Origin of the sequence: Streptomyces sp. GD-15H (genome assembly GCF_045291515.1) — a bacterium.
Taxonomy (GTDB): Bacteria; Actinomycetota; Actinomycetes; order Streptomycetales; family Streptomycetaceae; genus Streptomyces.
The window spans coordinates 3,529,454-3,554,931 of the sequence record NZ_CP149447.1; the positions used below are offsets into that span (position 1 = coordinate 3,529,454).

Consider the following 25,478-nt stretch of genomic DNA (forward strand, 5'->3'; position numbering starts at 1 on the left):
TCAGTGGAAGAAGTGCCGCGTCCCCGTGAAGTACATCGTGACGCCGGCCTTCTCCGCCGCCTCGACCACCGACTCGTCCCGGACCGAACCGCCCGGCTGGACCACGGCCTTGACGCCCGCCGCGGTGAGGATCTCCAAACCGTCCGGGAAGGGGAAGAAGGCGTCGGAGGCGGCGTAGGAGCCCTGGGCGCGCTCGGCGCCGGCCCGCTCCACCGCCAGCTTCGCGGAGTCGACCCGGTTGACCTGGCCCATGCCGACGCCGACCGAGGCGCCGTCCTTGGCGAGCAGGATCGCGTTGGACTTCACGGCCCGGCAGGCCCTCCACGCGAAGGCGAGCTGCTGGAGCTCCTCCGCGCCGAGCGCCTCACCGGTCGCGAGCGTCCAGCGCGCGGGGTCGTCGCCCTCGGCCTGGAGCCGGTCGGTGACCTGGAGCAGCGCGCCGCCGTCGATGGCCTTGACCTCGACCGGGTTCGACGGGCGTTCGGGGCAGCGCAGCACGCGGATGTTCTTCTTCTTGGTGAGGGCCTCGAGGGCGCCCTCCTCGTAGTCCGGCGCGACGACGACCTCGGTGAAGATCTCGGCGACCTGCTCCGCCATCTCCTTGGACACCGGCCGGTTGACCGCGATCACGCCGCCGAACGCGGACAGCGGGTCGCAGGCGTGCGCCTTGCGGTGCGCCTCGGCGACGTCCTCGCCGGTCGCGATGCCGCACGGGTTGGCGTGCTTGATGATCGCGACACAGGGCTCGTCATGGTCGTACGCGGCACGGCGCGCGGCATCCGTGTCCGTGTAGTTGTTGTACGACATCTCCTTGCCGTGCAGTTGCTCGGCCTCGGCGAGGCCCCCCTCGCGGGAGGTGTAGAGCGCGGCGGGCTGGTGCGGGTTCTCGCCGTAGCGCAGGGTGCGGGCGCGGTCCCAGGTGGCGCCGAGGAAGTCGGGGAACCGCCCCGCGGCGGAGCCGCTGTCGGCCGCGGCGTCGACGGGTGCGTACTCGGAGGCGAACCAGGAGGCGACGGCCACGTCGTACGCGGCCGTGTGCCGGAAGGCCTCGGCGGCCAGCCGCTTGCGCGTGGCGAGGTCGAAGCCGCCGTCCCGCACGGCGGACAGGACGTCGGCGTATCGGGCGGGGCTGGTCACCACGGCGACGGACGGGTGGTTCTTGGCGGCGGCGCGGACCATGGAGGGGCCGCCGATGTCGATCTGCTCCACACACTCGTCCGGCGTCGCCCCCGAGGCGACGGTCTCGCGGAACGGGTAGAGGTTGACCACGACCAGGTCGAACGGCTCCACCCCCAGCTCACCGAGCTGCTGCCGGTGACTGTCGAGGCGCAGGTCGGCGAGGATGCCGGCGTGCACCTTCGGGTGCAGGGTCTTGACCCGGCCGTCCAGGCACTCGGGGAAGCCGGTCAGTTCCTCGACCTTGGTGACGGGGACGCCCGCGGCGGAGATGCGGCCGGCCGTGGACCCGGTGGAGACGAGTTCGACGCCCGCCTCGTGCAGGCCACGGGCGAGCTCCTCGAGCCCGGTCTTGTCGTAGACGCTGACGAGCGCCCTACGAACGGGGCGGTCCTGCAAGGCCTCCGACTGAGGGTGGTGGTGGGTGACGGGTGGGTGGATGGCTCGCTTGTTGCTCTCGGCGGTCACTGGATAACTACCTTTCGTCCCTCGATGCGATAGCCGTTGCGGGCGAGCCGCCCCACGACCTCGACGAGCAGCCTTCGCTCGACTTCCTTGATGCGCTCGTGCAGCGCGCTCTCGTCGTCCTCGTCCCGGACCTCCACCACGCCCTGCGCGATGATCGGCCCGGTGTCGACGCCGTCGTCGACGAAGTGGACGGTGCAGCCGGTGACCCTGGCCCCGTACGCGAGCGCGTCCCGTACGCCGTGGGCGCCGGGGAAACTGGGCAGCAGGGCGGGGTGGGTGTTGACGAACCGCCCGCCGAAGCGCGCGAGGAACTCCTTACCCACGATCTTCATGAACCCGGCGGACACCACGAGGTCGGGCTCGTGGGCGGCGACCGCCTCGGCGAGCGCCGCGTCCCACTCCTGACGGTCGGCGAAGTCCCTGACCCGGCACACGAAGGTCGGCAGCCCGGCGCGCTCGGCGCGGGCGAGCCCCTCGGCGCCCTCACGGTCGGCGCCGACGGCCACGACCTCGGCTCCGTACGCCTCGGTGCCGAGGGCGGCGATCTCGTCGAGGAGGGCCTGCAGGTTGGTGCCGGATCCGGAGACCAGCACGACGATGCGCCTGGCGCGCTCGGCCACGGGCTTGGCGGCCACGGTGGGGCCCTTTCTCGGGAAGCGCTCGTGCGGTCGGAGGCACGGCGCTTTGTACATTCGTACGAATGCTTCGCGCCCTCGGATACGGGGGAGCCTACGAAGCGGCCGACCGTCAGCAACGATACCGGCACACGGGGCGGCCCCCACGGGACGGGGGCGTGGCTGGAAGGTAGCGTCTGGGAAGAGTTGGTTCGGGAACGTTCGGGAACGTTCGGGTCACCCGGGAACGCCACCTGTGCACCAGGCGTTCACAGGGCGGGGGACCCGGGCCGGAGAACGGACGGAACACTCCGGCTCAGCCGTGGAAGTCGTTCGTAGTCAGCCGTACTTGATCAGTCGTACTTCGTTAAAAGGGGAAGACGCTCACTTGATGCCGGACCGCAGCCTGCGATTCCTCACGTTCCTCCAGCCGTCGGTACAGGGAGGGGAGCGTGGCGCCGTGCTGCTGCGGGAGCGCCCCGCCTCACCGCCCGAGACGCCCCAGGGCGAGGGCAGCGGCGGCGAGCGGCGCCGTGACTCCGAGGAGGACAATCCGTTCGCGCCGCCACCGAAGGGGACCCCCGACCAGCCCTGGCAGCCCCGGCACCCGTCCGGCGACGAGGGCGGTGACGAGGACGGTGACGGTGGCGGCCGGGGAGACGGCGGCCCCTCCCTCTGGGGTGGGCGGTGGAGCGACCGGCAGCCCGGCCGTTCCTCGGGCGGCTTCGGCGATCGCCCTCGCGGCCCGGAGGGACAGGGCGGCGGGAGCGGCGGCCCCCAGAGCCCCGGTCCGCGCTGGGACCCGACGGATCCGGTCCAGCGCCGGGCGCGTTACTCCCTGCTGTCCGGCATGTGGGCCTTCTTCTTCGCCCTGTTCAGCTGGCCCTACGTCGCGCTGCTGCTGGGCGCGCTCGCCCTGTACTGGGCGATCAGCGCCCTGCGGGCCAAGCCCCGCGCGGCCTCCGACCCCGACTCCCCGGCACCGGGGCAGACGGGCCGTCCGCAGACCACGGCCGCGGTGAGCGGGCTGGTCACGGCCTCCCTGGCGCTCGCCCTCGTCGCCGCCAATTTCACGGCACAGCTGGTGTACCAGGACTACTACACCTGCACGAATGACGCCCTCACTCAGGAGGCCGAGCAGTCCTGCAACACCCTCCTGCCGGACGGACTCCAGAACTTCCTCGGGACGGCCGACTGAGAGGTCGACCGACAACGACTCCCACACCCCCGAGCCGCCCCCCGCCTACACGGTGGGGGGCGGCTCGGGGGTGTTCGGGGGTTCGGGAGCACGCGGCCCGGGGGGAGCCGTGGGAGCACTGGAAGCCGTGGGAGCACTGGGTACGGCCGAGGTGGGGTCCGCGGGCAGGAAGTCGTAGGGGCTGGAGGTGTCCGGGAGCCGTCGCGCGTCCGTCGTGCGCGCCTCGCCCTCCGGTGACCGCCTGCGCGGCCTGCCGATCCTCGGCCCCCGCACCCGCACCCATGCCTGTGCTCCTGCCCTTACCCTCGCGCCTGGCCCCGCTCCTGCCGACGCCGACGCCCTTGCCGGTGCCCGTTCCGCCGGTTCGTCCCGAGGCGGGCGGCACCGCCATGCCCGTACCGCCAGGGCCGTCGCCGTGGCCACCAGCCCGATCCACACCAGCGTCGCGCCTCCCGTCTGCCACCACACCGGCCCGAAGCGGGAGAGCGCCGCGACCCCCATCGGCCCGCCCGCCAGCGCGGCGGACAGCGCCAGCAGGGCCGCGCACAACACCGCCGCCATCCCGGCGGCGCCGGCTGTCCGGCCCCGCGACCAGGCCGCGTCCGGCGCCCGCCCCGACCGCCGGCCCTCCCGTTCCGCTGCCGCCGGGCACCCGGTCGCCGTGGCGCCCTTCCCGACGAACCACCCCGCCACCACGCCGGCCGCCAACGGCACCGCCCCGGCGGCCCAGTTCACCGGCGTCCCCGCCCCCGCGTCCGGCACCGCCGCCAGCAGCGGGAACGCGGGCAGCAGCGGGGCCGGGGTGGCGGAGAACGGGGTCACGGCGACGCCGGCCCGAGGAGGAACCCGGGGCCCAGCGCGTACGCCGCCGCCCACACCGCCGCGTTCGGCAGCAGCATGACGCCGAGCAGCAGCACCGCGACCCGCCCCGACCACCCCTCCGTCAGCCGCAGAAAGGCCGCCTGGGTCTCTCCGCCGTGCCACAGCAGCGACACCGTCAGCAGCAGTGCCCCGCCGCCGACGAGCACCGCGGCCCCGGCCGTCGCCGCGCGTGCCGCGGTCCCGAGGCGTCCGTCCGGGCCGAGGAGCAGATGACGCACGCCCCTCGGCAGCAGCGCCCCCACGGTCTGTTCCAGCGGCCCGCTGGGGCAGCCGTACGCCCGCCACACCCCCACGCCCGCTGCCACCACGGCGACCAGCGGAACGCACACGCCGGCCGACGCCCACGCCGGCCGCAGCTCACCACCCGCGGCATAGAGCGCGGCGGGCGTACCGACGGCCAGGTAGCCGAGGACGACGCCCGCCCATGCGGTCGGGCCGTCGACGAGCGGAGCGTCGTCCGACGCGTCCCCGTCCGTGGCGTCGCGGGCCGCCCGGTGCAGCAGCCACACCGGGACCGTGAGCAGCAGCAGCGGCGGAACACCCAGGGGCGCCGGCACACCGGAGAGCGTGTCGGTACGGATCAGCTCGGCGCCGTGCGCCAGCAGCCACAGTGCCGCCGCGAGGTGCAGCGCGCCGTCGGGTCCGCTGTCGGGGTAGGGCGAGCTGATCCACAGCAGGGTCACGAGCATGGCGAACGCGGCGAGTCCGAGTCCCGCGGCGAGAGCGCCGCCGAGGAGGCCGGAGGTCAGTCCGGGCGAGCGGTCACGCATCCGGGTGAGCAGCAGGGCCGTCGTCGATCGGCGGGCAGTCGTCTGGGTCACATCCGCCATGTTCCCAACGACACGCGCTTTTCCGTCGTAACGGGCGAAGCACCGCTGTGTCGCTCAATATAACTTTATGTACTTTCTCGCACGGAGGGGCGTCCTGTGACACGGAGCCCCGCCACCCCTCTCCCCCGCCCGGGGAACGCCGACGCCTGCGCGAATCCCGCTCTCTGACGCAGGCTCAGCTCGCGAAGCGGATCGGCGTCAGCCGCGAGACGGTGCGTGCGTGGGAGTCAGGCCGCGGCGCACCGCGCGGCCGGAAGCGGAAGAGATACGCGAAACTGCTGGCGGCCACGACGGCATCCGCGCCCGCCGGGAGGTCCGAGCGGCCCCTCGAACACCCTGATCGCCCCGTATGCTCCGATGACCCCGAGGCAGTACTCGCCCCGTCCGGCCAAGAGGGCGGCGGTTCCTCCGACCTGACACCCACTCAGGCCTTCGACGCCCTGTACGCCTTCTGCGCCCCGCCGCTCGTACGGCAGACGTATCTGCTGTCCGGCCGCCGCGGGCTGGCGCGCGAATCGGTCGAGCGGGCCTTCCAACTGGCCTGGGAGCGCTGGCCCGAAGTGGCCCGCGACCGCGACCCGGCCGGTTGGGTGCGCGCGGCGGCGTACGAGTGGGCGCTGTCCCCGTGGCATCGCTTCCGGCCCCGCTGCCGGCGCCCGGAACCGCCGCCTTCGGACCCGTCCGACCGGGCGCTGCTGGACGTCCTGTTGCACCTGCCACCGCCGTACCGCCGCACGCTCGTGCTCTACGACGGTGTCGGCCTCGACCTGCCGGAGACCGCGGCGGAGACGGAGGCCAGCACGCGGGCGACCGCGAGCCGGCTGCTGCACGCGCGCGAGACGGTCGCGGCCCGGCTGCCGGAGTTGTCGGATCCGCGGATGCTGCACGAACGGCTGGCCGAACTGGCCTCCTCCGAGCACCTGCGGTCCGCCAAGCCGCCGGAGGTGCGGGACAGCAGCGAACGCAGGGCCCGGTTCTGGACCCGGGCCGCCCTCGCCTTCACGGTCACCCTGATCGGCGCCACCGCGCTCACTCTGGCCACGGCGCCCACGCGCTACGATCCGCCGCTGCCGCCCGGGGAGACCGTCCAGGGGGTGCCGCCGCAGGTGGCCCCGGGTCCCCTCTCGGACACGGAACGGAAGCTGCGCAGCAAGCTCCGGGAGGAGTTGCAGCACGGCCCGCAACGGCTGGCACCGCAGCCGCGGTGATCGGCCGACGTGGTGCCGGGTGACGCGGTCGGAAACGACGGTGGGCCCGTCCCCCTGAGGGAACGGGCCCACCCGTGTGCTGCGGTCGCTCAGCCCGCGAGGATCTCGCGCGCCAGCTTGGCCGTCTCGGTCGGCGTCTTGCCCACCTTGACGCCCGCGGCCTCGAGGGCCTCCTTCTTCGCCTGGGCGGTACCGGACGAACCGGAGACGATGGCGCCGGCGTGGCCCATGGTCTTGCCCTCGGGCGCGGTGAAGCCCGCGACGTAGCCGACGACCGGCTTCTTCACGTTCTCCTTGATGAACGCCGCGGCCCGCTCCTCCGCGTCGCCGCCGATCTCACCGATCATCACGATCAGGTCGGTGTCGGGGTCGGCCTCGAACGCGGCCAGCGCGTCGATGTGCGTCGTGCCGATGACCGGGTCGCCACCGATGCCGACGGCCGAGGAGAAGCCGATGTCCCGCAGCTCGTACATCATCTGGTACGTCAGGGTGCCGGACTTCGAGACCAGGCCGATCCGGCCCGGCTTGGTGATGTCGCCCGGGATGATGCCGGCGTTCGACTGGCCCGGGGTGATCAGACCGGGGCAGTTCGGGCCGATGATCCGGGTCTTGTTGCCCTTCTCCACGGCGTACGCGTAGAACGCGGCCGAGTCGTGGACGGCGATGCCCTCGGTGATGACGACCGCGAGCGGGATCTCGGCGTCGATCGCCTCGACGACGGCGGACTTCGCGAAGGCCGGCGGCACGAAGAGGACGGATACGTTCGCGCCCGTCTTCTCGATCGCCTCGGCGACCGTGCCGAAGACCGGGATGTCGTTGCCGTCGATGTCGACGGAGGTGCCCGCCTTGCGCGGGTTCACACCGCCGACGACGTTCGTGCCGTCGGCCAGCATGAGCTTGGTGTGCTTCATGCCGGTGGCACCGGTCATGCCCTGGACGATGACCTTGGAGTCCTTGTTGAGGAAGATAGCCATGGCTGTTCTGTCCCTCGTCCCTTACTTCGCGGCCGCGAGCTCGGCGGCCTTGTCGGCCGCGCCGTCCATGGTGTCCACACGCTGCACGAGCGGGTGGTTGGCGTCGGAGAGGATCTTGCGACCCAGTTCGGCGTTGTTGCCGTCCAGACGCACGACCAGCGGCTTGGTGACTTCCTCGCCCCTGTCCGCGAGCAGTTGCAGTGCCTGCACGATGCCGTTGGCGACCTCGTCGCAGGCGGTGATGCCACCGAAGACGTTGACGAACACGGACTTGACGTCCGGGTCGCCGAGGATGATCTCCAGGCCGTTCGCCATGACGGCGGCGGAGGCGCCACCGCCGATGTCGAGGAAGTTGGCGGGCTTGACGCCGCCGTGCGCCTCACCGGCGTAGGCGACGACGTCCAGGGTGCTCATCACGAGCCCCGCGCCGTTGCCGATGATGCCGACCTCGCCGTCGAGCTTGACGTAGTTGAGGTTCTTCTCCTTGGCGGCGGCCTCGAGCGGGTCGGCCGCGGCCTTGTCCTGGAGGGCCTCGTGGTCGGGGTGACGGAACTCGGCGTTGTCGTCCAGGGTGACCTTGCCGTCGAGGGCGAGGACGTCACCGGAGGCGACCTTGGCCAGCGGGTTGACCTCGACGAGGAGCGCGTCCTCGGCGATGAAGGTCTTCCACAGGGTGACGAGGACGTCGGCGACCTTGTCGGCCACCTCGGCCGGGAAGTTCGCGGCCTCGACGATCTCGCGCGCCTTCTCGGGGGTCACGCCCTCGTTGGCGTCGATCGGCGTCTTGGCGACGGCCTCCGGACGGGTGGCCGCCACCTCCTCGATGTCCATGCCGCCCTCGACGGACGCGATGGAGAGGAATGTGCGGTTGGCACGGTCGAGGAGGAAGGAGACGTAGTACTCCTCGACGATCTCCGGGGCGGTCTCGGCGATCATCACCTTGTGGACCGTGTGGCCCTTGATGTCCATCCCGAGAATGTCCGTCGCACGGGCGACGGCCTCGTCCGGAGTGGCCGCCAGCTTCACGCCACCGGCCTTGCCGCGTCCACCGACCTTCACCTGAGCCTTGACGACGGACTTGCCGCCCAGGCGCTCGGTGATCTCGCGCGCCGCCTCAGGCGTGTCGATGACTTCACCGGCCAGCACCGGTACATCGTGCTTGGCGAAGAGGTCCCTCGCCTGGTACTCGAACAGGTCCACGCGCTTCCGTCCCTATCAGTGGTTCGCGATTCGTTGGATGCGTGGGCGTGCCGCGAAGGGCAACGTGACTACGTCCGCAGTGTCACAAAGGGAGCGCACACGGTGTCCGAGCGCGCGGCATGTCCGTCTCGCAGGTTAGCCCCGGTTGCAAGGCGTCTCTAAATCGCGGGTCACACCTGAGCGGTGATACCTGTCACATGATGCCGCAAACAGTGACACAGCGTGCCATCGGTGTGGGGCCTCACCGGGCTGGGGTTGACCCGGTGAGGCCCGCCGTGCACCCGGAGGAGCGGCGACATCCCTGCTCGCCGGGGTGCGGGCGGTCGGCCCCCACCCCAATGGGGGCCGACCACCCTCTCCACGGGGTTGCGGCCGGACCAGCCGATGGCGTTCGGCCGTCCGGTTCCGGATACCCCCGTAAAGCTTTCCTTACTCGTGAGTCAGGTGCCGCACGCACGGGTGGGGACGCGTGCTGTACGGGGCGTGCCTGACGTACGAGGTGGGGGGAGGTGTTCGAGGTGTACTCGAGGTGTACGGATGCAGGGGCGCTCGTACGGGCGTAGGGGCGTACTCGTGCCCGGGCGGGTGGTGAGGGCCTGCGCAGGTGCGCGGCCTACCCGCTGGAGGCCGCCCAGGCGGGAGGGACCGGGACGTCCCGCTCCCGGTCCCGGGTCTCGGCCGCCTCGATGGGCGCGGCGGCGCCGGGTACGAGCCGGACACGGAGACGGTGACTCGGGGTGACGGCGTGCGCGTCGCCGTGGCGTGGTGTGCCGTGGTCCGCCGCGGAGCGGTTGCCCGTCGTGCCGTCCGGGCTCCCGCCGGGGGCGTGGGGCGCCGGGGTCGGGTCGGTGTGCGGCGCGGGGGGCGTGGCGCGGTGCTCGGCGTCGTCGTGCGCCAGCGGGTCGACGGCGAGGCCCGTGCCGGCGCCTCCGACGTCCGGACCGTGCGTGGCGGCCTCCGCGGCTTCGGGCCGCGCGGTGGGAGCGGAGGCGTCGGCCGGCGGCGGGAGGGCCGCGGCGCCCGTCGGCGGGTCGGGGATGAGCGGCGCGGGGAGGATGTCCGGTAGCACGGCGGGCAGCCTCGGGAGTCCGGGCTCCACCGGGACGTCGGACAGACCTGGGAACCCCGGGAGAGGCGCGGGCTGCGCCAGGCCGGGCGCCGCCAGGCCGGGCACGGTCGGCAGGGAGGGAGCCGGAGCCTGCGGCAGCGACGGAGGGGACGGCGCCGGGAGCACCTTCTCGGTCGCCTCGGTCAGACCGGCGGCAACCCCGCCCAGCCGATCGGCGACCGGGGTCACGCCCCGCTCACCCACCGACCGGACCGGGTGCTTCCCGTTGCCCGTGCCCTCGTCCGTGTCTTCGTCTGCGTCTGCGTGCTCCGGGCGGGGCTGCGCCGAGTGGGCCGGCCCTGGGCCGTGAGCGGCGCTCTGTGCGGGTGCCGGGACACCCTCCCCGGAGTGGGCTCCGGTCGCCGGCGGGTCGGGCTCGCCGGTCCGCCCGGCCGCAGCGGTCAGCCCCGCCCCGACGCCGTCCGCCACCGCCACCGGCGCCACCGCACCGGCGGCCGGAGAGGCGGAGGAGGTGTTCACCGGGCCGCCGCCGTCCGCCGCCTGGGCCCGCTCCCCGCACAGCACGCCGAGCGCGAACACCGCGCCCACCAGGAACGTCAGGTGCAGCGCACGCCTGCCGGCCGCCGTGCGCATCGCACGCGGAGCGGCACCGGACAGGACGGCTGACCAGGTCAAGGGAGGGAGGTTCCTCGGGGACGGCGGTACAGGAGAGGGGCTCGACGCCTCAGGCGTCGAGCGGCGTCGATCCTCGCACGCGACTCCCGAGGTTGCGCAAGCCCTCTCTCACCGACGGGGCGTCATGTCCGCCTTTGCCGACCCGAGTCGGACGGCGACGGAGCGACAATTCGCCCCTCTCCCCGATTACCCCTGGCTGCCCCGCTCCGCCGCTCCTCCTCTCTCCTCTACGTTCCTCATGCCGGGTCCGGTACCGGCAGCGGCCGCTTCTCGATCGCCGCGGCCATCACCTCCGGGAACAGGTCGGGCGTGCAGGCGAACGCCGGCGCGCCCAGCGCGGCGAGGGCCGCCGCGTGCTCCCGGTCGTAGGCGGGCGCTCCCTCGTCGGACAGCGCCAGCAACGCCACGAACTGCACCCCCGACGCCTTCATCGCCGCGACCCGCTTGAGCATCTCGTCGCGGATACCCCCCTCGTAGAGGTCGCTGATCAGTACGAGCACCGTCTCCGCGGGCCGGGTGATCCGCGACTGGCAGTACGCCAGCGCCCGGTTGATGTCCGTACCCCCGCCGAGCCGGGTACCGAAGATCACGTCGACGGGGTCGTCGAGTTGGTCCGTGAGGTCGACGACCGCCGTGTCGAACACGACGAGCCGCGTGTGGACGGACCGCATGGACGCGAGCACCGCCCCGAACACCGAGGCGTGGACGACGGACGCCGCCATCGACCCGGACTGGTCGACGCAGAGGATGACCTCCTTCTTCACGGACTGCGCGGCACGCCCGTAGCCGATGAGCCGCTCGGGCACGATCGTCCGGTACTCGGGGAGGTAGTGCTTGAGGTTGGCCGCGATCGTGCGGTTCCAGTCGATGTCGTGGTGGCGGGGCCGGCTGACGCGGGCACTCCGGTCGAGGGCGCCGGTGAGGGTGGCCCGGATGCGGGTGGCGAGCCGCCTCTCCAGTTCGTCGACGACCTTGCGGACGACGGTCCGTGCCGTCTCCTTCGTCGTGTCGGGCATCGCCTTGCTGAGCGACATCAGCGTGCCCACGAGATGGACGTCGGCCTCGACCGCCTCCAGCGTCTCCGGTTCCAGCAGGAGGGTGGCGAGCCCCAGCCGGTCGATGGCGTCGCGCTGCATGACCTGGACGACGGAGGAGGGGAAGTAGGTCCGGATGTCCCCGAGCCAGCGCGCCACCGACGGCGCGGACGCCCCCAGCCCGGCCGAACGTTCCCGCCCCCTCTGCGGCTTGTCCCCCTTGCCGTAGAGCGCGGTGAGCGCTGCGTCCATGGCGGCGTCCTGGCCGGACAGCGCGCATCCGGTGACGTCCGCCGCGTCCCCGCCGAGCACCAGCCGCCACCGCCGCAGCCGTTCCTGCGCCGGGTCCGCCACCGCTGCCGTCATCCGTCCCCCTCCGTCCGCTGCTCCTTCGCCCGGTGACCGTGTGTCCGTCATCGCGCCGCTCCCACCAGGCCGGCGGCCGTGTCCTCGCCGTTCTCGCCGTCCCCGGCCGCCTCCTCCAGTCCCAGCAGCAGCCGCACCACGGGCAGGACCGCGTCCGCCCGGCCGGTGTCGAGGCCGGCCGCGAAGCCGGGTGTTCCGGAACCGGCGTTCGCCGCACCGCCCCGCGCCCCCGGCCCGCGCCGGACCAGCTCGCCGAGCGTGCGCCGCACCCCGGGCTCGTACGCCGAGAAGGTCCGCCGCAGCAGCGGGAGCACATCCGTGAACGCCTCCGCCGGCACCCCCGTCAGCCACGCGTCAACCAGTCCGAGGAGCCGCTCGTCGTGGACGAGGAGCAGCCCGCTCCCCGAACCGCCGGCGAAGCCCTCGATCCACGCCGCCGCGTCCGCCGGTGACGTACCCGGCGACGACAGCACCAGCCCCATCTGCCGGGCCGCCTCCTCCTCCACCAGCTCCTCGTCGTCCAGCAGCAGGCGGACGGACCGCCCCCGTACGACACCGGGCACGGTGTCCCGCGTCGCCAGCTTCCCCAGCACCGACGCCCAACGGGCGCGCAGGTTCTTGTGGCCCGGTGCGGGGACGTCACCGAGGAGCCCCACCGCCCCGTGCACGGCGTCGAGATGGCGCCGCATCTCGTCGGCGGCGTCCGCGTCCAGTCCGGCGCAGGCCGGGGGCAGGCCGACCAGGATCCGCTCCGCCAGCCCGGCGGCGACCTCGGCCAGCGCCGCGGTGCCGGTGCCGCGCACATCGCCGTAGCGCAGCGAGCGAACCAGGGCGGGCAGGGCCTGGGCGAGATGGCCGACGTCCGTGTCGAGGGCCGCGCGGTCGGCGAGTATCCGCATCACCGTGGGCAGCGCGTCGGGCAGTCCGGCCAGGAGGCAGCGCTCGGCGAGCCCGGTGACGTCGGCGAGGTCCCGCGCGGCGACGGCGTCCGCCTCGGCCCTGGCGGTCGCGGCGGCGAGTACGGTCGTGCCCCATATCCCGGCCTCGGCGACCCGCACGGACAGCTCCGGCTCCCAGCGCAGCCGCCACGTCTCCCGGAACGTGCCCGTGCTCCCGTACGAGGCCGCCGGCTCCCCCAGCCGATGCCGAGCAACCGCAGCCGGTGGAGCAGCCTGCTGCGCTGCCCGTTGGTCTCCTTGCGCAGGTCGAGTTCCAGCTCCCGCTCCGCGGCCTCGGGTTTCAGCCGCAGTCGGCGCTGTGTCCGGGTGAGGTCCCGCTGCAGGGGCACCGCGGGAGCCGTCGCCGGCACCTCCCCGAGCACGTCACCGACGATCAGCCGGTCGTGCACCAGCGCCAGCGGCACGTCGGAGCCGTCGCACATCACCGCCCGCACCGCGTCGGTCGTCTCGCCCAGGCCGGGCAGGGGACGGCCGCGCATCGCGGCGAGCGTCTCCGCCAGCCGTACCGCCTCGATGACATGGGCGGAGGACACGATCCGGTCCTCGGCGCGCAGCAGCCCCGCCACCTTCGTCATCCACCGCTCGACGGGCCGGTCCTCCGCGCCGAACAGATGTCCGTACCAGCCGGGCGAGTCGATGCCCGCGCCGTATCCGCTGAACCGGGACAGCCTGCGGTTCGTCCACGGCACCCACGTCATGTCCGTCTTGACCTTCGGCAGCCCTTTGAGCAGGGCCCGGTCGGCGGTGACGGTGGCCTTCCGCCGCAACGCGGGCACGTGCCAGGCCCCGCAGACGACGGCCACGCCTTCCCCGAACTCCCGCTGCGCCGCCCGGATCTGGAGCCGCATGTACGCCTCGCGCACGAGATCCCGGTCGGGTCCCCCGCTCCCGTACACCTCCCGCAGCGCCGTCATGGCCTCTTCCAGTGCGGTGAACGGCGCGAGCGCGTCACCCTCCTCCCCCACTGCCCGGTGCTCGACGACGTCCTCCCACCACCGCTCGGCGTCGTCGTACCCGGCGGCCTCGGCCAGCACCCGGAGCGGATCGATCCGCACATCGCCCTGCTGCCCGGAGGCCGCCTGCTCTCCGGCCGCCTGCTGTCCGTCGTCCGGCTGTTCCCCGTGGCGCGTCCGCCCCCCGTCGTCCGCCCCGCCCCTCCCCCGGGCCAGGGTGTGGGCGGCCGGCAGGTCGATGAAGCGGGCCGGGGCGCCGTGCTCCCGCGCCCAGTGGATCGCGACCCACTCCGGGGAGAACGCGGCGAGCGGCCAGAACGCCGAGCGGCCGGGCTCGTCCACCGCATGGGCGAGCAGGGCGACCGGCGGGCGCATGCCGTCGTCCGCGGCGAGCGGAATCAGCTCGTTCGCCTCGGGCGGACCCTCGATCAGGACGACTTTCGGGCGGGCCTTCTCCAGGGCCGCCCGCACGGCCCGCGCCGACCCCGGCCCGTGGTGCCGCACCCCGAGCAGCAGCGGTCCCGCTCCCCGGCCGCCGCCGGGCTGCTCCACCTCGCTCACGCCGTCCCCCTCACGCTCTCTCCGGGCGGGCGTCCGGGCGAACACGCCGGCTCACGGCGCCGCACGGCCGCCCGCCGCCTGCCGTTCACGCGCCTGTCTCCCTGCAGGCCCGGTAGAAGTCCTGCCAGCCGTCGCGCTCGCGGACGACGGTCTCCAGGTACTCCTGCCAGATGACGCGGTCCGCCGCCGGGTCACGGACGACCGCGCCGAGAATGCCCGCCGCGACGTCTCCGGCCCGCAGCACGCCGTCCCCGAAGTGGGCCGCCAGCGCCAGCCCGCCCGTGACCACGGAGATCGCCTCGGCGGTCGACAGGGTGCCGCTGGGCGACTTCAGCTTCGTCCGGCCGTCGGCGGTGATCCCGTCGCGCAGCTCGCGGAAGACGGTGACGACACGGCGGATCTCGGCGATGCCGTCGGGCACGGCCGGCAGGTCGAGGGAGCGGCCGATCTGGTCCACCCGGCGCGAGACGATGTCGACCTCCGCCTCGGGGGTCTCCGGCAGCGGCAGCACCACGGTGTTGAACCGGCGGCGCAGGGCGCTGGACAGGTCGTTGACCCCCCGGTCACGGTCGTTGGCGGTGGCGATCAGGTTGAAGCCGCGGACCGCCTGCACCTCCTGGCCCAGTTCCGGTATCGGCAGCGTCTTCTCCGACAGGATCGTGATCAGCGTGTCCTGCACATCGGCCGGGATCCGGGTCAGTTCCTCGACACGGGCCGTCATCCCCTCCGCCATCGCGCGCATGACGGGACTGGGCACGAGGGCGTCGCGGCTGGGGCCGTGGGCGAGCAACCGGGCGTAGTTCCAGCCGTAGCGGATGGCCTCCTCGGGCGTGCCGGCGGTGCCCTGGACCAGCAGTGTGGAGTCGCCGCTGACCGCCGCGGCCAGGTGTTCGGACACCCAGGTCTTCGCGGTGCCGGGCACGCCGAGCAGAAGCAGGGCGCGGTCGGTGGCCAGGGTGGTGACGGCGACCTCGACGATGCGGCGCGGGCCGACGTACTTCGGTGTGATCACGGTGCCGTCCGGCAGTGTGCCGCCGAGCAGGTAGGTGGCGACGGCCCACGGGGACAGCTTCCAGCGGACCGGCCGCGGACGGTCGTCCTGCGCGGCCAGCGCGGTGAGTTCGGCGGCGAAGGCGTCCTCGGCATGCGCGCGCAGCACCCCGGCCGCGGGCGGGGTGGCTCTCGCGCCCCCGTTCGCGGGCGCGGAGCCGTTCCGGTTCGGGTCGACGGATGTCGGTTCGACGGACACAGGCATGGCGGAGTCCCCCTCCAGCTCGGCCGGTTCGGATCTGGTACCCACCGTGCACCACACCACTGACAATCGCTGCGACCTGGGCAAACACGCACGCGAGACCGATTGTCAGTGGGGGGGTCTACCTTCGATGACATGACTGAGCAGGGGGTGCGCTGGACCGCGGACCAGGTGCTGGCCTTGGCGCCTGACATCGCGTCCCGCAAAGCGGGAAGCGAACTCGGCGCGACCGGTCCGTGGTCCGAGGCCGGCAGTTCGGGCGAGGGGGCGGTGTGGGGGCTGTGCGAGGGCAGCGGCAGCAAGCCGTACCGGACGGTGGTCGACCTCTCGGACGTCTCCGGGCCCGCGTACAAGTGCAGTTGCCCGAGTCGCAAGTTCCCGTGCAAGCACGCCCTCGGCCTGCTGCTGCTCTGGGCGGGCGACGAGGGGGCGGTGCCGCGGGCGGAGGTGCCGGAGTGGGCCGGGCAGTGGATCACTGGCAGGCGCGGGCGCGCGGAACGGAACGGGACCGCGGCCCCGTCGGTTTCCCCGTCCGGACCAGCCGATCCGGAGGCGGCCCGGCGCAGGGCGGAGCGCCGGGCCGAGCGGGTCACCGCGGGCGCGTCGGAGCTGGAGCAGCGGCTGACGGATCTGCTCCGCGGCGGACTGGCCACGGCGGAGCGGTCCGGGTACGGCCTGTGGGAGGAGACGGCGGCCCGCATGGTTGACGCACAGGCGCCGGGACTGGCCACCAAGGTCCGGGAGTTGGGGGCGATTTTGGGCACGGGTCCGGGTTGGCCGGTGCGGCTGCTGGAGGAGTGCGCGCTGCTCCACCTCCTCGATCAGGGCTGGCTGCGCCGTGACCGGCTGCCGGAGGGTCTGGCCGCGACCGTCCGCTCCCGCATCGGTCTGCCGGCCTCCGCGGACGGCCCGCCGGTGCGGGACCGCTGGCTGGTCCTCGCCCAGTACGACTCGGCGGACGCGCGTCTGACGACCCGCCGGATCTGGTTGTACGGCGCAAACTCGCGGCGCACCGCGCTGCTCCTCTCCTACGGGGCCGCGGGGCGCGCTCCGGAACTCGCGCTGCCGGTGGGGCTGGCCATGGACGCGGAACTGTCCGCCTACCCGGGTACCGGGCAGTCGCGGGCGGCCCTGGGCGAGCGGTTCGCGGCACCCGCCCCCACGGCCGAGCGGCCCCCCGGGACGACGACGGCCCGGGCCGCCGCCCGCTACGGCGACGCGCTGCGCGACGATCCCTGGCTGGACTCCGTGCCAGTGACCCTGGGCCGGGTGATACCGGCCCCGGACGGCGACTCCTGGCAGCTCGCGGACGCCGACGAGGACGCCGCCCTGCCACTCACCCCGGCCGCGCGTTCCCGTCCCGGCCTGTGGCGTCTCGTCGCCCTCTCGGGCGGTGCGCCGGTCACGGTCTTCGGCGAGTGCGGCCACCGGGGATTCACCCCGCTGTCGGCCTGGCCGGAGGGGCCCGGCGAGGTGGTGCCGCTGTGCTGAGCCGCCCGCACTTCCCCGGCTCCACCCTCCGCACGCGTTTTCCGGTCATCGCCGGACACGCGGTGCGCGCCCGCCTGCGGCCGCTTCCGGGCGCCGCCTGACATCCCGCCAGCCCGGCGGTAGGCCCGGTCGGCTTGGTTTTCGCCGACCGGGCATCCCGGACACGTCACCCCGTCCGGGGGCCGTAGGTGGCCGACGACGAATCGCCCTGAAGGACGGGGTTTCCTCGAAGGAGATCAGATGAGCAGGACCTCCGTACCGGCCGCACACTCGGCCGCGCCGGCGTCGCACTCGGCGGACCCGTCCCTCCCGGGCGCCTGGGAGGACCTCGTCACCACCGCACTGCTGGGGACGGACCGGCGTACTCCGGCCGGCTCCGCGCCCGGTGCGGACGCCCCGAAGGCCCTGCTGGACGCGGCGGCCGTGGCGACCGTGCGGCGCCGCGCCGGACTGCGTCCCGCCAGGGCTGCGGAGCGTCCGCGACCGGCGCCCCGGGACCCGCGCCCCGCGCTCCCACCCGCCGCCGCCCGCAGGCTCACGATGCTGCTCGCCGACCGCCCCGGCACCTCCGGCGGCGGCCGCCGGGGCACGGCACCGGACCTGAGGGAGCTGCTGCCCCAGTGGCTGGCGGCGGCGAACGCCCACGGTTTCGCGGCGCCCGCCCCGGCGCTGCCCGCGCTGCTCGACGCCGCGCGGGGGCGTACGGACCTGCGGTCGGCGGCCCTGCGGTTCGCGGGGCCGCGCGCTCTGTGGCTGGCCCGCCTCAACCCGGACTGGCGGTTCGCCCTGCGCTCGGCGCCGGGAGGGGGCACGTCACTGCCGGGGACCGTGAACCCCGAGGACCCCGAGAACACGGAGCCGTCCCTGCGGCTCTGGCAGGAGGGCCTCTTCGCGGAACGGGTCGCCCTGCTCGCCGCCCTCCGTTCCCGCCGGCCCGCCGCCGCACGCGAACTCCTCGCGACGACCTGGGCGACGGAACGGGCCGAGGACCGGCTGATGTTCCTCGACTCGTTGCGTACCCGTCTCGCCCCGGACGACGAGCCGTTCCTGGAGCTGTCGCTCGCCGACCGCAGCCGCAACGTGCGGGCGACGGCCGCCGAGTTGCTGTCGGCACTGCCCGGCTCGGCCCTCGCGGAGCGCATGGCGGTCCGGGCCGGGGTGTGCGTGGCCGTGGACCACACGCGGGACGTGCCCACCCTCACCGTCGAAGCGCCGCACGAGTGCGACGCGGGCATGGAGCGCGACGGTGTGGTGGCCAAGGCTCCCGCGGGCCGGGGCGAACGGTCGTGGTGGCTGGGGCAGCTGGTGGAGGCGGCGCCCCTGGGCACCTGGTCGCGGCGGCTCGGCGGACGTACCCCCGACAGATCGTGGCCCTTCCGGTCGCGGACGGCTGGCGGAACGAACTGCACGCGGCATGGTGCCGCGCGGCGGTGCGCCAGCGGGACGCGGAGTGGTCGCGGGCACTGCTCGGCGAGCCCGCCGCGGCGGAGGCGGGCGGCCCGGGAGCGGTGTCCCCGGCCGAGCGCGCCAAGCTGCTCGGCACTCTGGACGCGGTGGAACGAGCCGAGTGGGTGGCGGGGTTCATCGGGACACATGGGCTGCCGGACGCGTTCCAGCTGCTCGGCGTGTGCGCGGTGCCGTGGGCGCCGCCGCTCGGGCGGGCCGTGGTGGACGCGCTCGACATCGCGCGGGACGCGGGGAGCTATCCCTGGAGTTTCAGTGGTGTCATGGGCCTGGCCGAGCGCTGCCTCGACCCCCTGGAGGCAGGCCACCTCGACGCGCTCCTGGCCGTACCGGACGAGCCGGAGGACGCCTCGCCGGGCGCCGGTGGCTACTGGTCGGAGGCGTTCCAGCGGCTGGTCACCACGCTGCGTCTGCGCGCCGCGATGCTGGCGGAGCTGACCCCGGCGCCGCCCGACCACCCCTGACTCCCCCGCCACGACCAGCGCGAACCGCCCCGCGGAGGAGCGCAGGGACGGCCGGCGTCGAGCCGGAACCGCACGGTCTGCATCGGAGCCGGAGCCCGCACGGTTGGCGCTGAGCCGGAGCCCGCACCGTCGGCGCTGAGCCGGAGCCCGCGCGGTCGGCGCTGAGCCGGAGCCCGCGCGGTTCGACGGTGACCGGCCGGAGGCCGGACACACCGGTGGCGCCCCGTCGCGGCAGCAGCGCCGCGTGGACCGCGCGGGTCGGACGCGGCACCTGCCCCGCGGGGCAGGTGAGCGACCGCCCGGCCCGGGGCCTACGCCTCCGCGGGCTGCCGTACGGTCGCGCGCACCCAGTCCACGATCGACGCCGTCGTCGCACCCGGGGTGAAGATCTCCGCGACGCCCTTCTCCTTCAGCGGAGCGATGTCCGCCTCGGGGATGATCCCCCCGCCGAAGACCAGGATGTCCGCCGCGTCCCGCTCCTTGAGCAGCTCGATCACCGCCGCGAAGAGCGTGTTGTGCGCACCGGAGAGGATGGACAGACCGATCGCGTCGGCGTCCTCCTGGATCGCGGTGTCGACGACCTGCTCGGGAGTCTGGTGAAGCCCGGTGTAGATGACTTCCATACCGGCGTCGCGCAGGGCCCGCGCGATCACCTTGGCCCCGCGATCGTGGCCGTCGAGCCCCGGCTTGGCCACCACCACGCGGATCGGACCGGCTGCCACACCCATCACTGCCTCCCTGAAGCGACTACATCCATCCGTACCGACAAACACCGCACACATCAGCCATGCCGCACCCGTCACGTGTACCGCATGCCTCCGCCGCCCCACCGCACCGAATACGCCGCCGAGGTACGGACGCCCCGGACCGGGGAAGTGAACGCACGTTATCCCCAGCATCCCGCACCCGACAGTTTCACGGTGCGGACCGAGGGGGAAATCACACACAGGAACATGTTCACCGCGCACCGTTCCGGCGCCTCGCGATCCGGGCACTGCTGCCCGTGCGACACGCGGACAACAGTGGGAACATGCGTAGAAGGGATTCGCAACGAGGTCGCCCCACCGCCGCGACCACCTCAAGCTCCTGACGGGCGCGGCGTCGACCGCTTTTCGTGGCGGACCCCATGAGGGCACCCGGGGGACAGAGCTGTCCTTCGCGTGCCGACGGGAGGTCGGCCATGAAGGTCACGGAGGCAGTACTACCCTTTCTGCCGCTCTGCCGGCGTCTGGTACCGAGCCGGTTGACGGGTCTCTCCACCGCCCTGCTGAAGGCCACCGCCCTGGAGCTCGCCATCCTGGCGGCCCACCTGCTCCTCTATCCCGTCGGCATCGTGCAGGAGCGGCGGGACACGACCACCGAACTCCCCCCGCCGGACGGCGCCGCGAAGCTGCCGGTGGAGAGCCGGCCCCGGTCGTGCTGCTGCACGGCTTCATCGACAACCGCTCGGTTTTCGTGCTGCTGCGCCGCAGTCTCGCCCAGCACGGCAGGCAACAGGTCGAGTCGCTCAACTACTCTCCGCTGACCTGCGACATCCGCGTCGCGGCCGAACTTCTGGGCCGGCACATAGAGGAGGTGTGCGAGCGCACCGGCAGCAGCCGCATCGACATCGTCGGGCACAGCCTCGGCGGGCTGATCGCGCGGTACTACGTGCAGTGCCTGGGCGGCGACACCCGCGTACGGACACTCGTCACGCTCGGTACCCCGCATTCCGGCACGCGCGTCGCGCCACTGGCCAACGCACACCCCATCGTGCGCCAGATGCGTCCCGGTTCCCCGGTGGTCGAGGAGCTCGCCCGCCCCGCGCCCGGCTGCCGCACCCGCTTCGTCGCCTTCTGGAGCGACCTCGACCACATGATGGACCCGCTGGAATCGGCCTGCGTCGAGCACCAGGACCTGATCGTGCAGAACGTGCGGGTGAGCGGCGTCGGCCATCTCGCCCTGCCCGTGCACCCCGCCGTGGCGACCGGCATACGGGAGGTCTTGGACACGGCGCAACCTGGAGAACCGTCCACCGGCCACACGGGCGGTCTGACGGTGGCCTGACGCCGGCCCGGTCCTGGATTCCGGCCCGGGGGACCGGTTCGAGCGCTTCGCTGCGGCGTCCGGTCGTGAGGGAGGCGGCGACACGCCCGAAGCGCATGCTCCTCGGCAACCGCGGCGGCAGCGCTTCCCTCCCCGAACAACAGCCGCTCCACCCGGCCGACTTGGCGACGTGAACGCATACACATCTCGAACAGACTTCGAACAAAAAGCCAAGACTCTGGATACCCGCTGCCAAAACGCAACCGAATGCCCGTTTCCTGCGCGCGCGAAACCTGCGGAAGATTGTCGCGCCCGCATACCGCCGGGTACAGTCGCCGCACTGCTCTGCCAGCCCCTGTCGTCGAGGCGAAAGAGAAGTTGGTGAACGACCGTCACCCGTCGGGGACAATGGCCCCGGCCCCGGCTTCCGACGCCGTCTCGGCGCACTACGCGTCCTATGACACCCAGGAAGCCCCGTACGGCGACTTCACCACGTACAGCGGCTACGACACCAACGGTTTCGACCCCACGGGCTTCGGAACCGGCGCTCCGGCCACGGCGGCCTTCGCCACCGACCCCCTCTTCGGCAACCTCCCGGGCAGCGGTCACGACCCGGGTTCGTACGCCACCGGCAACTGGTCCGCGGGCGGCCACGACACCGCGCACTACGACGCGTACGCGGCTCAGCAGCAGGCCGCCTATGACACGGGCGGCTACGACGCGACCGCCTGGACCACCGGGCAGCAGATGCCGACGGTTCCGCCGCAGGCCGCGGCACCCGACGCGAGCGGTCAGTGGGACGCCGGTGCCTGGCTCCAGCCCGACCAGGCCCAGAGCTCCGCCGATCCGACCCGGCAGTGGTACTGGGGCACCCGGACTTCCGACACCGGCGCCTACGACGCCACGCAGTGGAACTCCGACGGCAGCACGGCCGCACCGGTCCCCGAGGCCTACGAGGCCCCCTCCTACGAGCATCGGGCCGTACCGTTCGACCAGCAGGCCACCGCCACGTTCGAGCGGCACCCAGACCTGCGGGCGTCCACCGCCGGCACCTCCCCGGGCTTCGATTCCCAGGCATCCGGTCAGGAACTCCACGAGGTCCGCTACGAGGATTCCCACGAGCCCGCCCCCGACGCGCCGGACGACACCGGTGAGCCGCCCACGGTGGCCCCGCTGCTCGACGAGCAGGAGGAGCCCACCCCGTTGCCCGCGCCGCGCGCGGCGTCACACGGCGGGTCCCGTTCCCGCCGTCGCACGCCCGCCAAGCGCTCCGCGCTGCTGACGGTGGCCGTGCCCTCGGTGTGTGTGATGGGTGTCGCCGGTATCGCGGCGGCCTCGGTCGGCGATCTGGCCGAGGACGGCGGCGGTCCGGAGACCAGGACGACCGCGGCGGATCCGCCGCCGGTGCAGCCCTCCGCCGTCAACAACGAACTCAACACCCAGCTCGAGAGCCTTTCCGCCGGGGCCAACGACTTCGCCGACCGGGCCAGTCGCACCCAGGAACGCATCGACCTGAAGGCCCAGCAGGTGGCCGACCGCAAGGCGGCCGCGGAGGAAGCGGCCCGTAAGGAGCGGCTGCGCCCGAAGTTCGCGCTTCCCGTCGCGCAGCAGGGCCTCAGCGCCTACTACGGCCAGTCCGGCATCAACTGGATGTCCGTGCACAGCGGAATCGACTTCCCCGTCTCGTACGGCGCGACGGTGATGGCCGCGACCGACGGCACGGTCCGCACCCAGTACAACAGCGCCTACGGCAACATGATGATCGTGACCGCGATGGACGGTACGGAGACGTGGTACTGCCACCTCTCCAGCTACCAGGTCCCCTCCGGTACGGCGGTGAAGGCCGGCCAGCCGATCGCGTTCTCCGGGAACTCGGGCAATTCCACCGGCCCGCATCTCCACTTCGAGGTCCGCCCGGGCGGCGACTCGGCGATCGACCCACTGGCGTGGTTCCGCAGCCACGGCCTCGACCCGACGTAGAACCCCCGCCGCTCAGCGCCGGCGGGGCTCGTCAACCGGCTCCGGGTGCCGGGCGCTCCCGGCTCCCGGCTACAGCTTCTCGACCGGCGCGTACCGCAGCAGCAGTCGCTTCGGCTTGGTGTCCCCGAAGTCGATCGTCGCCTCGGCGTTGCCGCCCGTGCCCTTCACCCCGACGACGGTGCCGAGCCCGAACTGGTCGTGCGTGACGCGGTCCCCGACCGTCAGCGACACCACCGGTTTCTCGGCGGCCCGGCGCGTGGCGAAGCCGGACGCGCCCGACGCCGCCGAGCGGGAGCGGGACGACGACAGCGAGGCCGCCACCCCGGACGCCGGTCCGGAGGACACCGGAGAACTCGCACCCGTCCGCTTCCACTCCAGATGGGCGGCCGGGATCTCCTCCAGGAAACGCGAGGGCGGGTTGTACGAGGGCTGCCCCCAGGCACTGCGCAGCGTCGACCGGGTGAGATACAGCCGCTCACGCGCGCGGGTGATGCCGACGTACGCCAGGCGCCGCTCCTCCTCCAGCTCCTTGACCTCCCCCAGGGCGCGCACGTGCGGGAAGACGCCGTCCTCCATGCCGGTCAGGAAGACGACGGGGAACTCCAGTCCCTTGGCGGTGTGCAGGGTCATCAGGGTGATGACGCCGGAGCCGTCCTCGTCCTCGTCGGGGATCTGGTCGGAGTCGGCGACCAGGGCGACCTGCTCCAGGAAGTCGGCCAGCGTGCTCCCCGGGGCGGTAGCCCCTGATGTCGCTGCGCCCTCGCCGCGCTCCTGCTCGAATTCCAGGGCGACGGCGGCGAGTTCCTGGAGGTTCTCGATCCGGGTCTCGTCCTGCGGGTCGGTGGAGGCCTGCAACTCGGCGAGGTAGCCGGTGCGTTCGAGGACCGCTTCCAGGACGGTCGCCGGGCCCGCGCCGGACTCGACGATCGTACGGAGGTCCTCCATCAGCGTGTTGAACCGCTTCACCGCGTTCACGGAGCGCGCGGCCATGCCGTACGCCTCGTCGACGCGCTTCAGCGCCTGCGGGAAGCTGATCCTCTCGCGCTGGGAGAGCGCGTCGATCATGGCCTCCGCGCGGTCGCCGATGCCCCGCTTGGGGACGTTGAGGATGCGGCGCAGCGGCACCGAGTCCTCCGGGTTGGCGAGCACCCGCAGGTAGGCCAGTACGTCCCGGACCTCCTTGCGCTCGTAGAAGCGAACGCCTCCGACGACCTTGTAGGGCAGGCCGACCCGGATGAAGATCTCTTCGAAGACACGGGACTGGGCGTTGGTGCGGTAAAAGACGGCGACGTCCCCGGCCTTGGCCTCGCCCGCGTCCGTGAGGCGGTCTATCTCGTCGGAGACGAACTGGGCCTCGTCGTGCTCGGTGTCGGCGACGTATCCGGTGATCCGCGCGCCGGTGCCCGCGTTGGTCCACAGGTTCTTGGGACGGCGGGACTCATTGCGCTCGATGACGGCGTTGGCGGCGCTGAGGATCGTCTGCGTGGAGCGGTAGTTCTGCTCGAGCAGGATCGTCGTCGCGTTCGGGTAGTCCTCCTCGAACTGGAGGATGTTGCGGATCGTCGCGCCGCGGAAGGCGTAGATCGACTGGTCGGCGTCGCCCACCACGCACAGTTCGGCGGGCGGCGGGTCGTCCGCGCCCGGCTGTCCGTCGGCGGGCTGATCGGAGGTGCCGACCAGCTCGCGCACGAGTGCGTACTGGGCGTGGTTGGTGTCCTGGTACTCGTCCACGAGGACGTGCCGGAAACGGCGGCGGTAGTGCTCGGCGACGTCCGGGAAGGCGCGCAGCAGATTGACCGTCGTCATGATCAGGTCGTCGAAGTCGAGCGCGTTGGCCTCGCGCAGCCGCGACTGGTAGAGCACGTAGGCCTGGGCGAGCGTCTTCTCGAAACCGTCAGCCGCCTGCGCGGCGAAGTCCTCCTCGTCGATCAGCTCGTTCTTCAGGTTGCTGATCTTGGCGCTGAAGGACTTGGGCGGGTAGTGCTTCGGGTCGAGGTCCAGGTCACGGCAGACCAGGGCCATCAGGCGTTTGGAGTCGGCGGCGTCGTAGATGGAGAACGACGACGTGAAGCCGAGCTTCTTGCTCTCGCGGCGCAGGATGCGCACACAGGCGCTGTGGAACGTCATGACCCACATCGCGTGCGCGCGCGGGCCGACGAGCCGCTCGACCCGCTCCTTCATCTCGCCGGCGGCCTTGTTGGTGAAGGTGATCGCGAGGATCTGGCCCGGGTGGACGCTCCGCGCGGCCAGCAGATGCGCGATGCGGTGCGTGAGCACACGGGTCTTTCCGGAGCCGGCGCTGGCCACGATGAGCAGCGGGGAGCCGGAGTGCGCGACGGCGGCGCGCTGGTTGTCGTTCAGCCCCTCCAGGAGGGCGGCGGGGTCGAGCACCGGGCGCGGGGCACCGTCGCGGTAGTGGGTGTCCCGGTCCGGCGGCACGTCGAACTTCCCGCCGAACAGATCGTCCGGAACCTCCTCCGGTACGTGATCGTCCTCGGGCGGCGGCGGGGGTTCGTCCACGGGGGCCCGCTGGGCCTGGAGGTCCGCCAGGAAGCTGTCGTCAAAGAGGCTGCTCATCGCTCTCCGAGTCTAGGCCGCCCCGCCGCCGGTCCGCGGCCACCCCGAGAACATCACC

13 protein-coding genes and 4 pseudogenes are annotated in these 25,478 nt (G+C 73.0%); 6 read left to right on the forward strand and 11 right to left on the reverse strand.

What is annotated here, in order from left to right:
• Both purH and purN read right to left on the reverse strand, forming a co-directional pair.
• Positions 1-1,644, reverse strand: coding sequence for a bifunctional phosphoribosylaminoimidazolecarboxamide formyltransferase/IMP cyclohydrolase (gene purH / locus WJ438_RS16380; protein ID WP_406725919.1), 1,644 nt, complete (start codon positions 1,642-1,644; stop codon positions 1-3).
• Positions 1,641-2,279: a phosphoribosylglycinamide formyltransferase gene (gene purN / locus WJ438_RS16385; RefSeq protein WP_406725920.1), complete on the reverse strand. Its 639-nt coding sequence runs from the start codon at positions 2,277-2,279 to the stop codon at positions 1,641-1,643. The genes purH and purN overlap by 4 nt, the downstream gene beginning before the upstream one ends.
• Positions 2,280-2,649: 370 nt before the next feature.
• On the opposite strand from purN, the gene WJ438_RS16390 reads away from it, so the two are divergent.
• The gene (locus WJ438_RS16390; RefSeq protein WP_406725921.1) at positions 2,650-3,456 is read left to right on the forward strand and encodes a hypothetical protein; all 807 of its coding nucleotides are present in this window, start codon (positions 2,650-2,652) and stop codon (positions 3,454-3,456) included.
• A gap of 45 nt (positions 3,457-3,501) precedes the next feature.
• Here the strand turns inward: WJ438_RS16390 and WJ438_RS16395 are convergent.
• Positions 3,502-5,168 (reverse strand): annotated as a pseudogene (locus tag WJ438_RS16395) (DUF6350 family protein).
• Between the two features lie 59 nt (positions 5,169-5,227).
• Between WJ438_RS16395 and WJ438_RS16400 the strand changes: the two are divergent.
• Positions 5,228-6,376, forward strand: a complete 1,149-nt coding sequence (locus WJ438_RS16400; RefSeq protein ID WP_406729712.1) for a helix-turn-helix domain-containing protein — start codon at positions 5,228-5,230, stop codon at positions 6,374-6,376.
• 89 nt (positions 6,377-6,465) lie between these two features.
• Here WJ438_RS16400 and sucD read toward each other — a convergent pair whose 3' ends face one another.
• The 6 genes and pseudogenes from sucD to WJ438_RS16430 all read right to left on the reverse strand — a co-directional run bounded on the left by sucD (position 6,466) and on the right by WJ438_RS16430 (position 15,422).
• On the reverse strand, positions 6,466-7,350 hold the full coding sequence (gene sucD, locus WJ438_RS16405; RefSeq protein ID WP_406725922.1) for a succinate--CoA ligase subunit alpha: 885 nt from the start codon (positions 7,348-7,350) through the stop codon (positions 6,466-6,468).
• A 21-nt stretch (positions 7,351-7,371) separates the two neighbouring features.
• Positions 7,372-8,550, reverse strand: coding sequence for an ADP-forming succinate--CoA ligase subunit beta (gene sucC / locus WJ438_RS16410; RefSeq protein ID WP_406725923.1), 1,179 nt, complete (start codon positions 8,548-8,550; stop codon positions 7,372-7,374).
• A 613-nt stretch (positions 8,551-9,163) separates the two neighbouring features.
• A complete protein-coding gene (locus tag WJ438_RS16415) occupies positions 9,164-10,294 on the reverse strand; it encodes a hypothetical protein (protein ID WP_406725924.1) in 1,131 nt (376 codons plus the stop codon).
• 236 nt (positions 10,295-10,530) lie between these two features.
• Positions 10,531-11,694, reverse strand: a complete 1,164-nt coding sequence (locus tag WJ438_RS16420) for a VWA domain-containing protein (RefSeq protein ID WP_406725925.1) — start codon at positions 11,692-11,694, stop codon at positions 10,531-10,533.
• 47 nt (positions 11,695-11,741) lie between these two features.
• Positions 11,742-14,212, reverse strand: a pseudogene (locus WJ438_RS16425) (DUF5682 family protein).
• A gap of 40 nt (positions 14,213-14,252) precedes the next feature.
• A complete protein-coding gene (locus WJ438_RS16430; RefSeq protein ID WP_406729713.1) occupies positions 14,253-15,422 on the reverse strand; it encodes an AAA family ATPase in 1,170 nt (389 codons plus the stop codon).
• A 132-nt stretch (positions 15,423-15,554) separates the two neighbouring features.
• On the opposite strand from WJ438_RS16430, the gene WJ438_RS16435 reads away from it, so the two are divergent.
• Both WJ438_RS16435 and WJ438_RS16440 read left to right on the forward strand, forming a co-directional pair.
• Positions 15,555-16,910, forward strand: coding sequence for an SWIM zinc finger family protein (locus WJ438_RS16435; RefSeq protein WP_406725926.1), 1,356 nt, complete (start codon positions 15,555-15,557; stop codon positions 16,908-16,910).
• Between the two features lie 240 nt (positions 16,911-17,150).
• Positions 17,151-18,838, forward strand: a pseudogene (locus WJ438_RS16440) (DUF5691 domain-containing protein).
• A 311-nt stretch (positions 18,839-19,149) separates the two neighbouring features.
• Here WJ438_RS16440 and WJ438_RS16445 read toward each other — a convergent pair.
• Positions 19,150-19,566: a cobalamin B12-binding domain-containing protein gene (locus tag WJ438_RS16445; RefSeq protein ID WP_202275927.1), complete on the reverse strand. Its 417-nt coding sequence runs from the start codon at positions 19,564-19,566 to the stop codon at positions 19,150-19,152.
• A gap of 452 nt (positions 19,567-20,018) precedes the next feature.
• Between WJ438_RS16445 and WJ438_RS16450 the strand changes: the two are divergent.
• Both WJ438_RS16450 and WJ438_RS16455 read left to right on the forward strand, forming a co-directional pair.
• A pseudogene (locus WJ438_RS16450) lies at positions 20,019-20,884 on the forward strand (esterase/lipase family protein).
• A 246-nt stretch (positions 20,885-21,130) separates the two neighbouring features.
• Positions 21,131-22,843 (forward strand): peptidoglycan DD-metalloendopeptidase family protein, encoded by a 1,713-nt coding sequence (locus tag WJ438_RS16455; protein WP_406725927.1) that lies wholly within the window; start codon positions 21,131-21,133, stop codon positions 22,841-22,843.
• Positions 22,844-22,912: 69 nt separating this feature from the next.
• Here WJ438_RS16455 and pcrA read toward each other — a convergent pair whose 3' ends face one another.
• Complete coding sequence (pcrA, locus tag WJ438_RS16460) at positions 22,913-25,420, reverse strand: DNA helicase PcrA (RefSeq protein WP_406725928.1); 2,508 nt, start codon at positions 25,418-25,420, stop codon at positions 22,913-22,915.
• Positions 25,421-25,478: the final 58 nt, after the last annotated feature.

What these genes read in the sequence shown, in the direction of transcription:
- WJ438_RS16390 (WP_406725921.1), top strand. Translation starts at nt 2,650, where the DNA reads ATGCCGGACCGCAGCCTGCGATTCCTCACGTTCCTCCAGCCGTCGGTA.
- sucD (WP_406725922.1), bottom strand. Translation starts at nt 7,350, where the DNA reads ATGGCTATCTTCCTCAACAAGGACTCCAAGGTCATCGTCCAGGGCATG.
- WJ438_RS16420 (WP_406725925.1), bottom strand. Translation starts at nt 11,694, where the DNA reads ATGACGGCAGCGGTGGCGGACCCGGCGCAGGAACGGCTGCGGCGGTGG.
- WJ438_RS16430 (WP_406729713.1), bottom strand. Translation starts at nt 15,422, where the DNA reads ATGCCTGTGTCCGTCGAACCGACATCCGTCGACCCGAACCGGAACGGC.
- WJ438_RS16435 (WP_406725926.1), top strand. Translation starts at nt 15,555, where the DNA reads ATGACTGAGCAGGGGGTGCGCTGGACCGCGGACCAGGTGCTGGCCTTG.
- WJ438_RS16445 (WP_202275927.1), bottom strand. Translation starts at nt 19,566, where the DNA reads ATGGGTGTGGCAGCCGGTCCGATCCGCGTGGTGGTGGCCAAGCCGGGG.
- WJ438_RS16455 (WP_406725927.1), top strand. Translation starts at nt 21,131, where the DNA reads ATGCCCGTTTCCTGCGCGCGCGAAACCTGCGGAAGATTGTCGCGCCCG.
- pcrA (WP_406725928.1), bottom strand. Translation starts at nt 25,420, where the DNA reads ATGAGCAGCCTCTTTGACGACAGCTTCCTGGCGGACCTCCAGGCCCAG.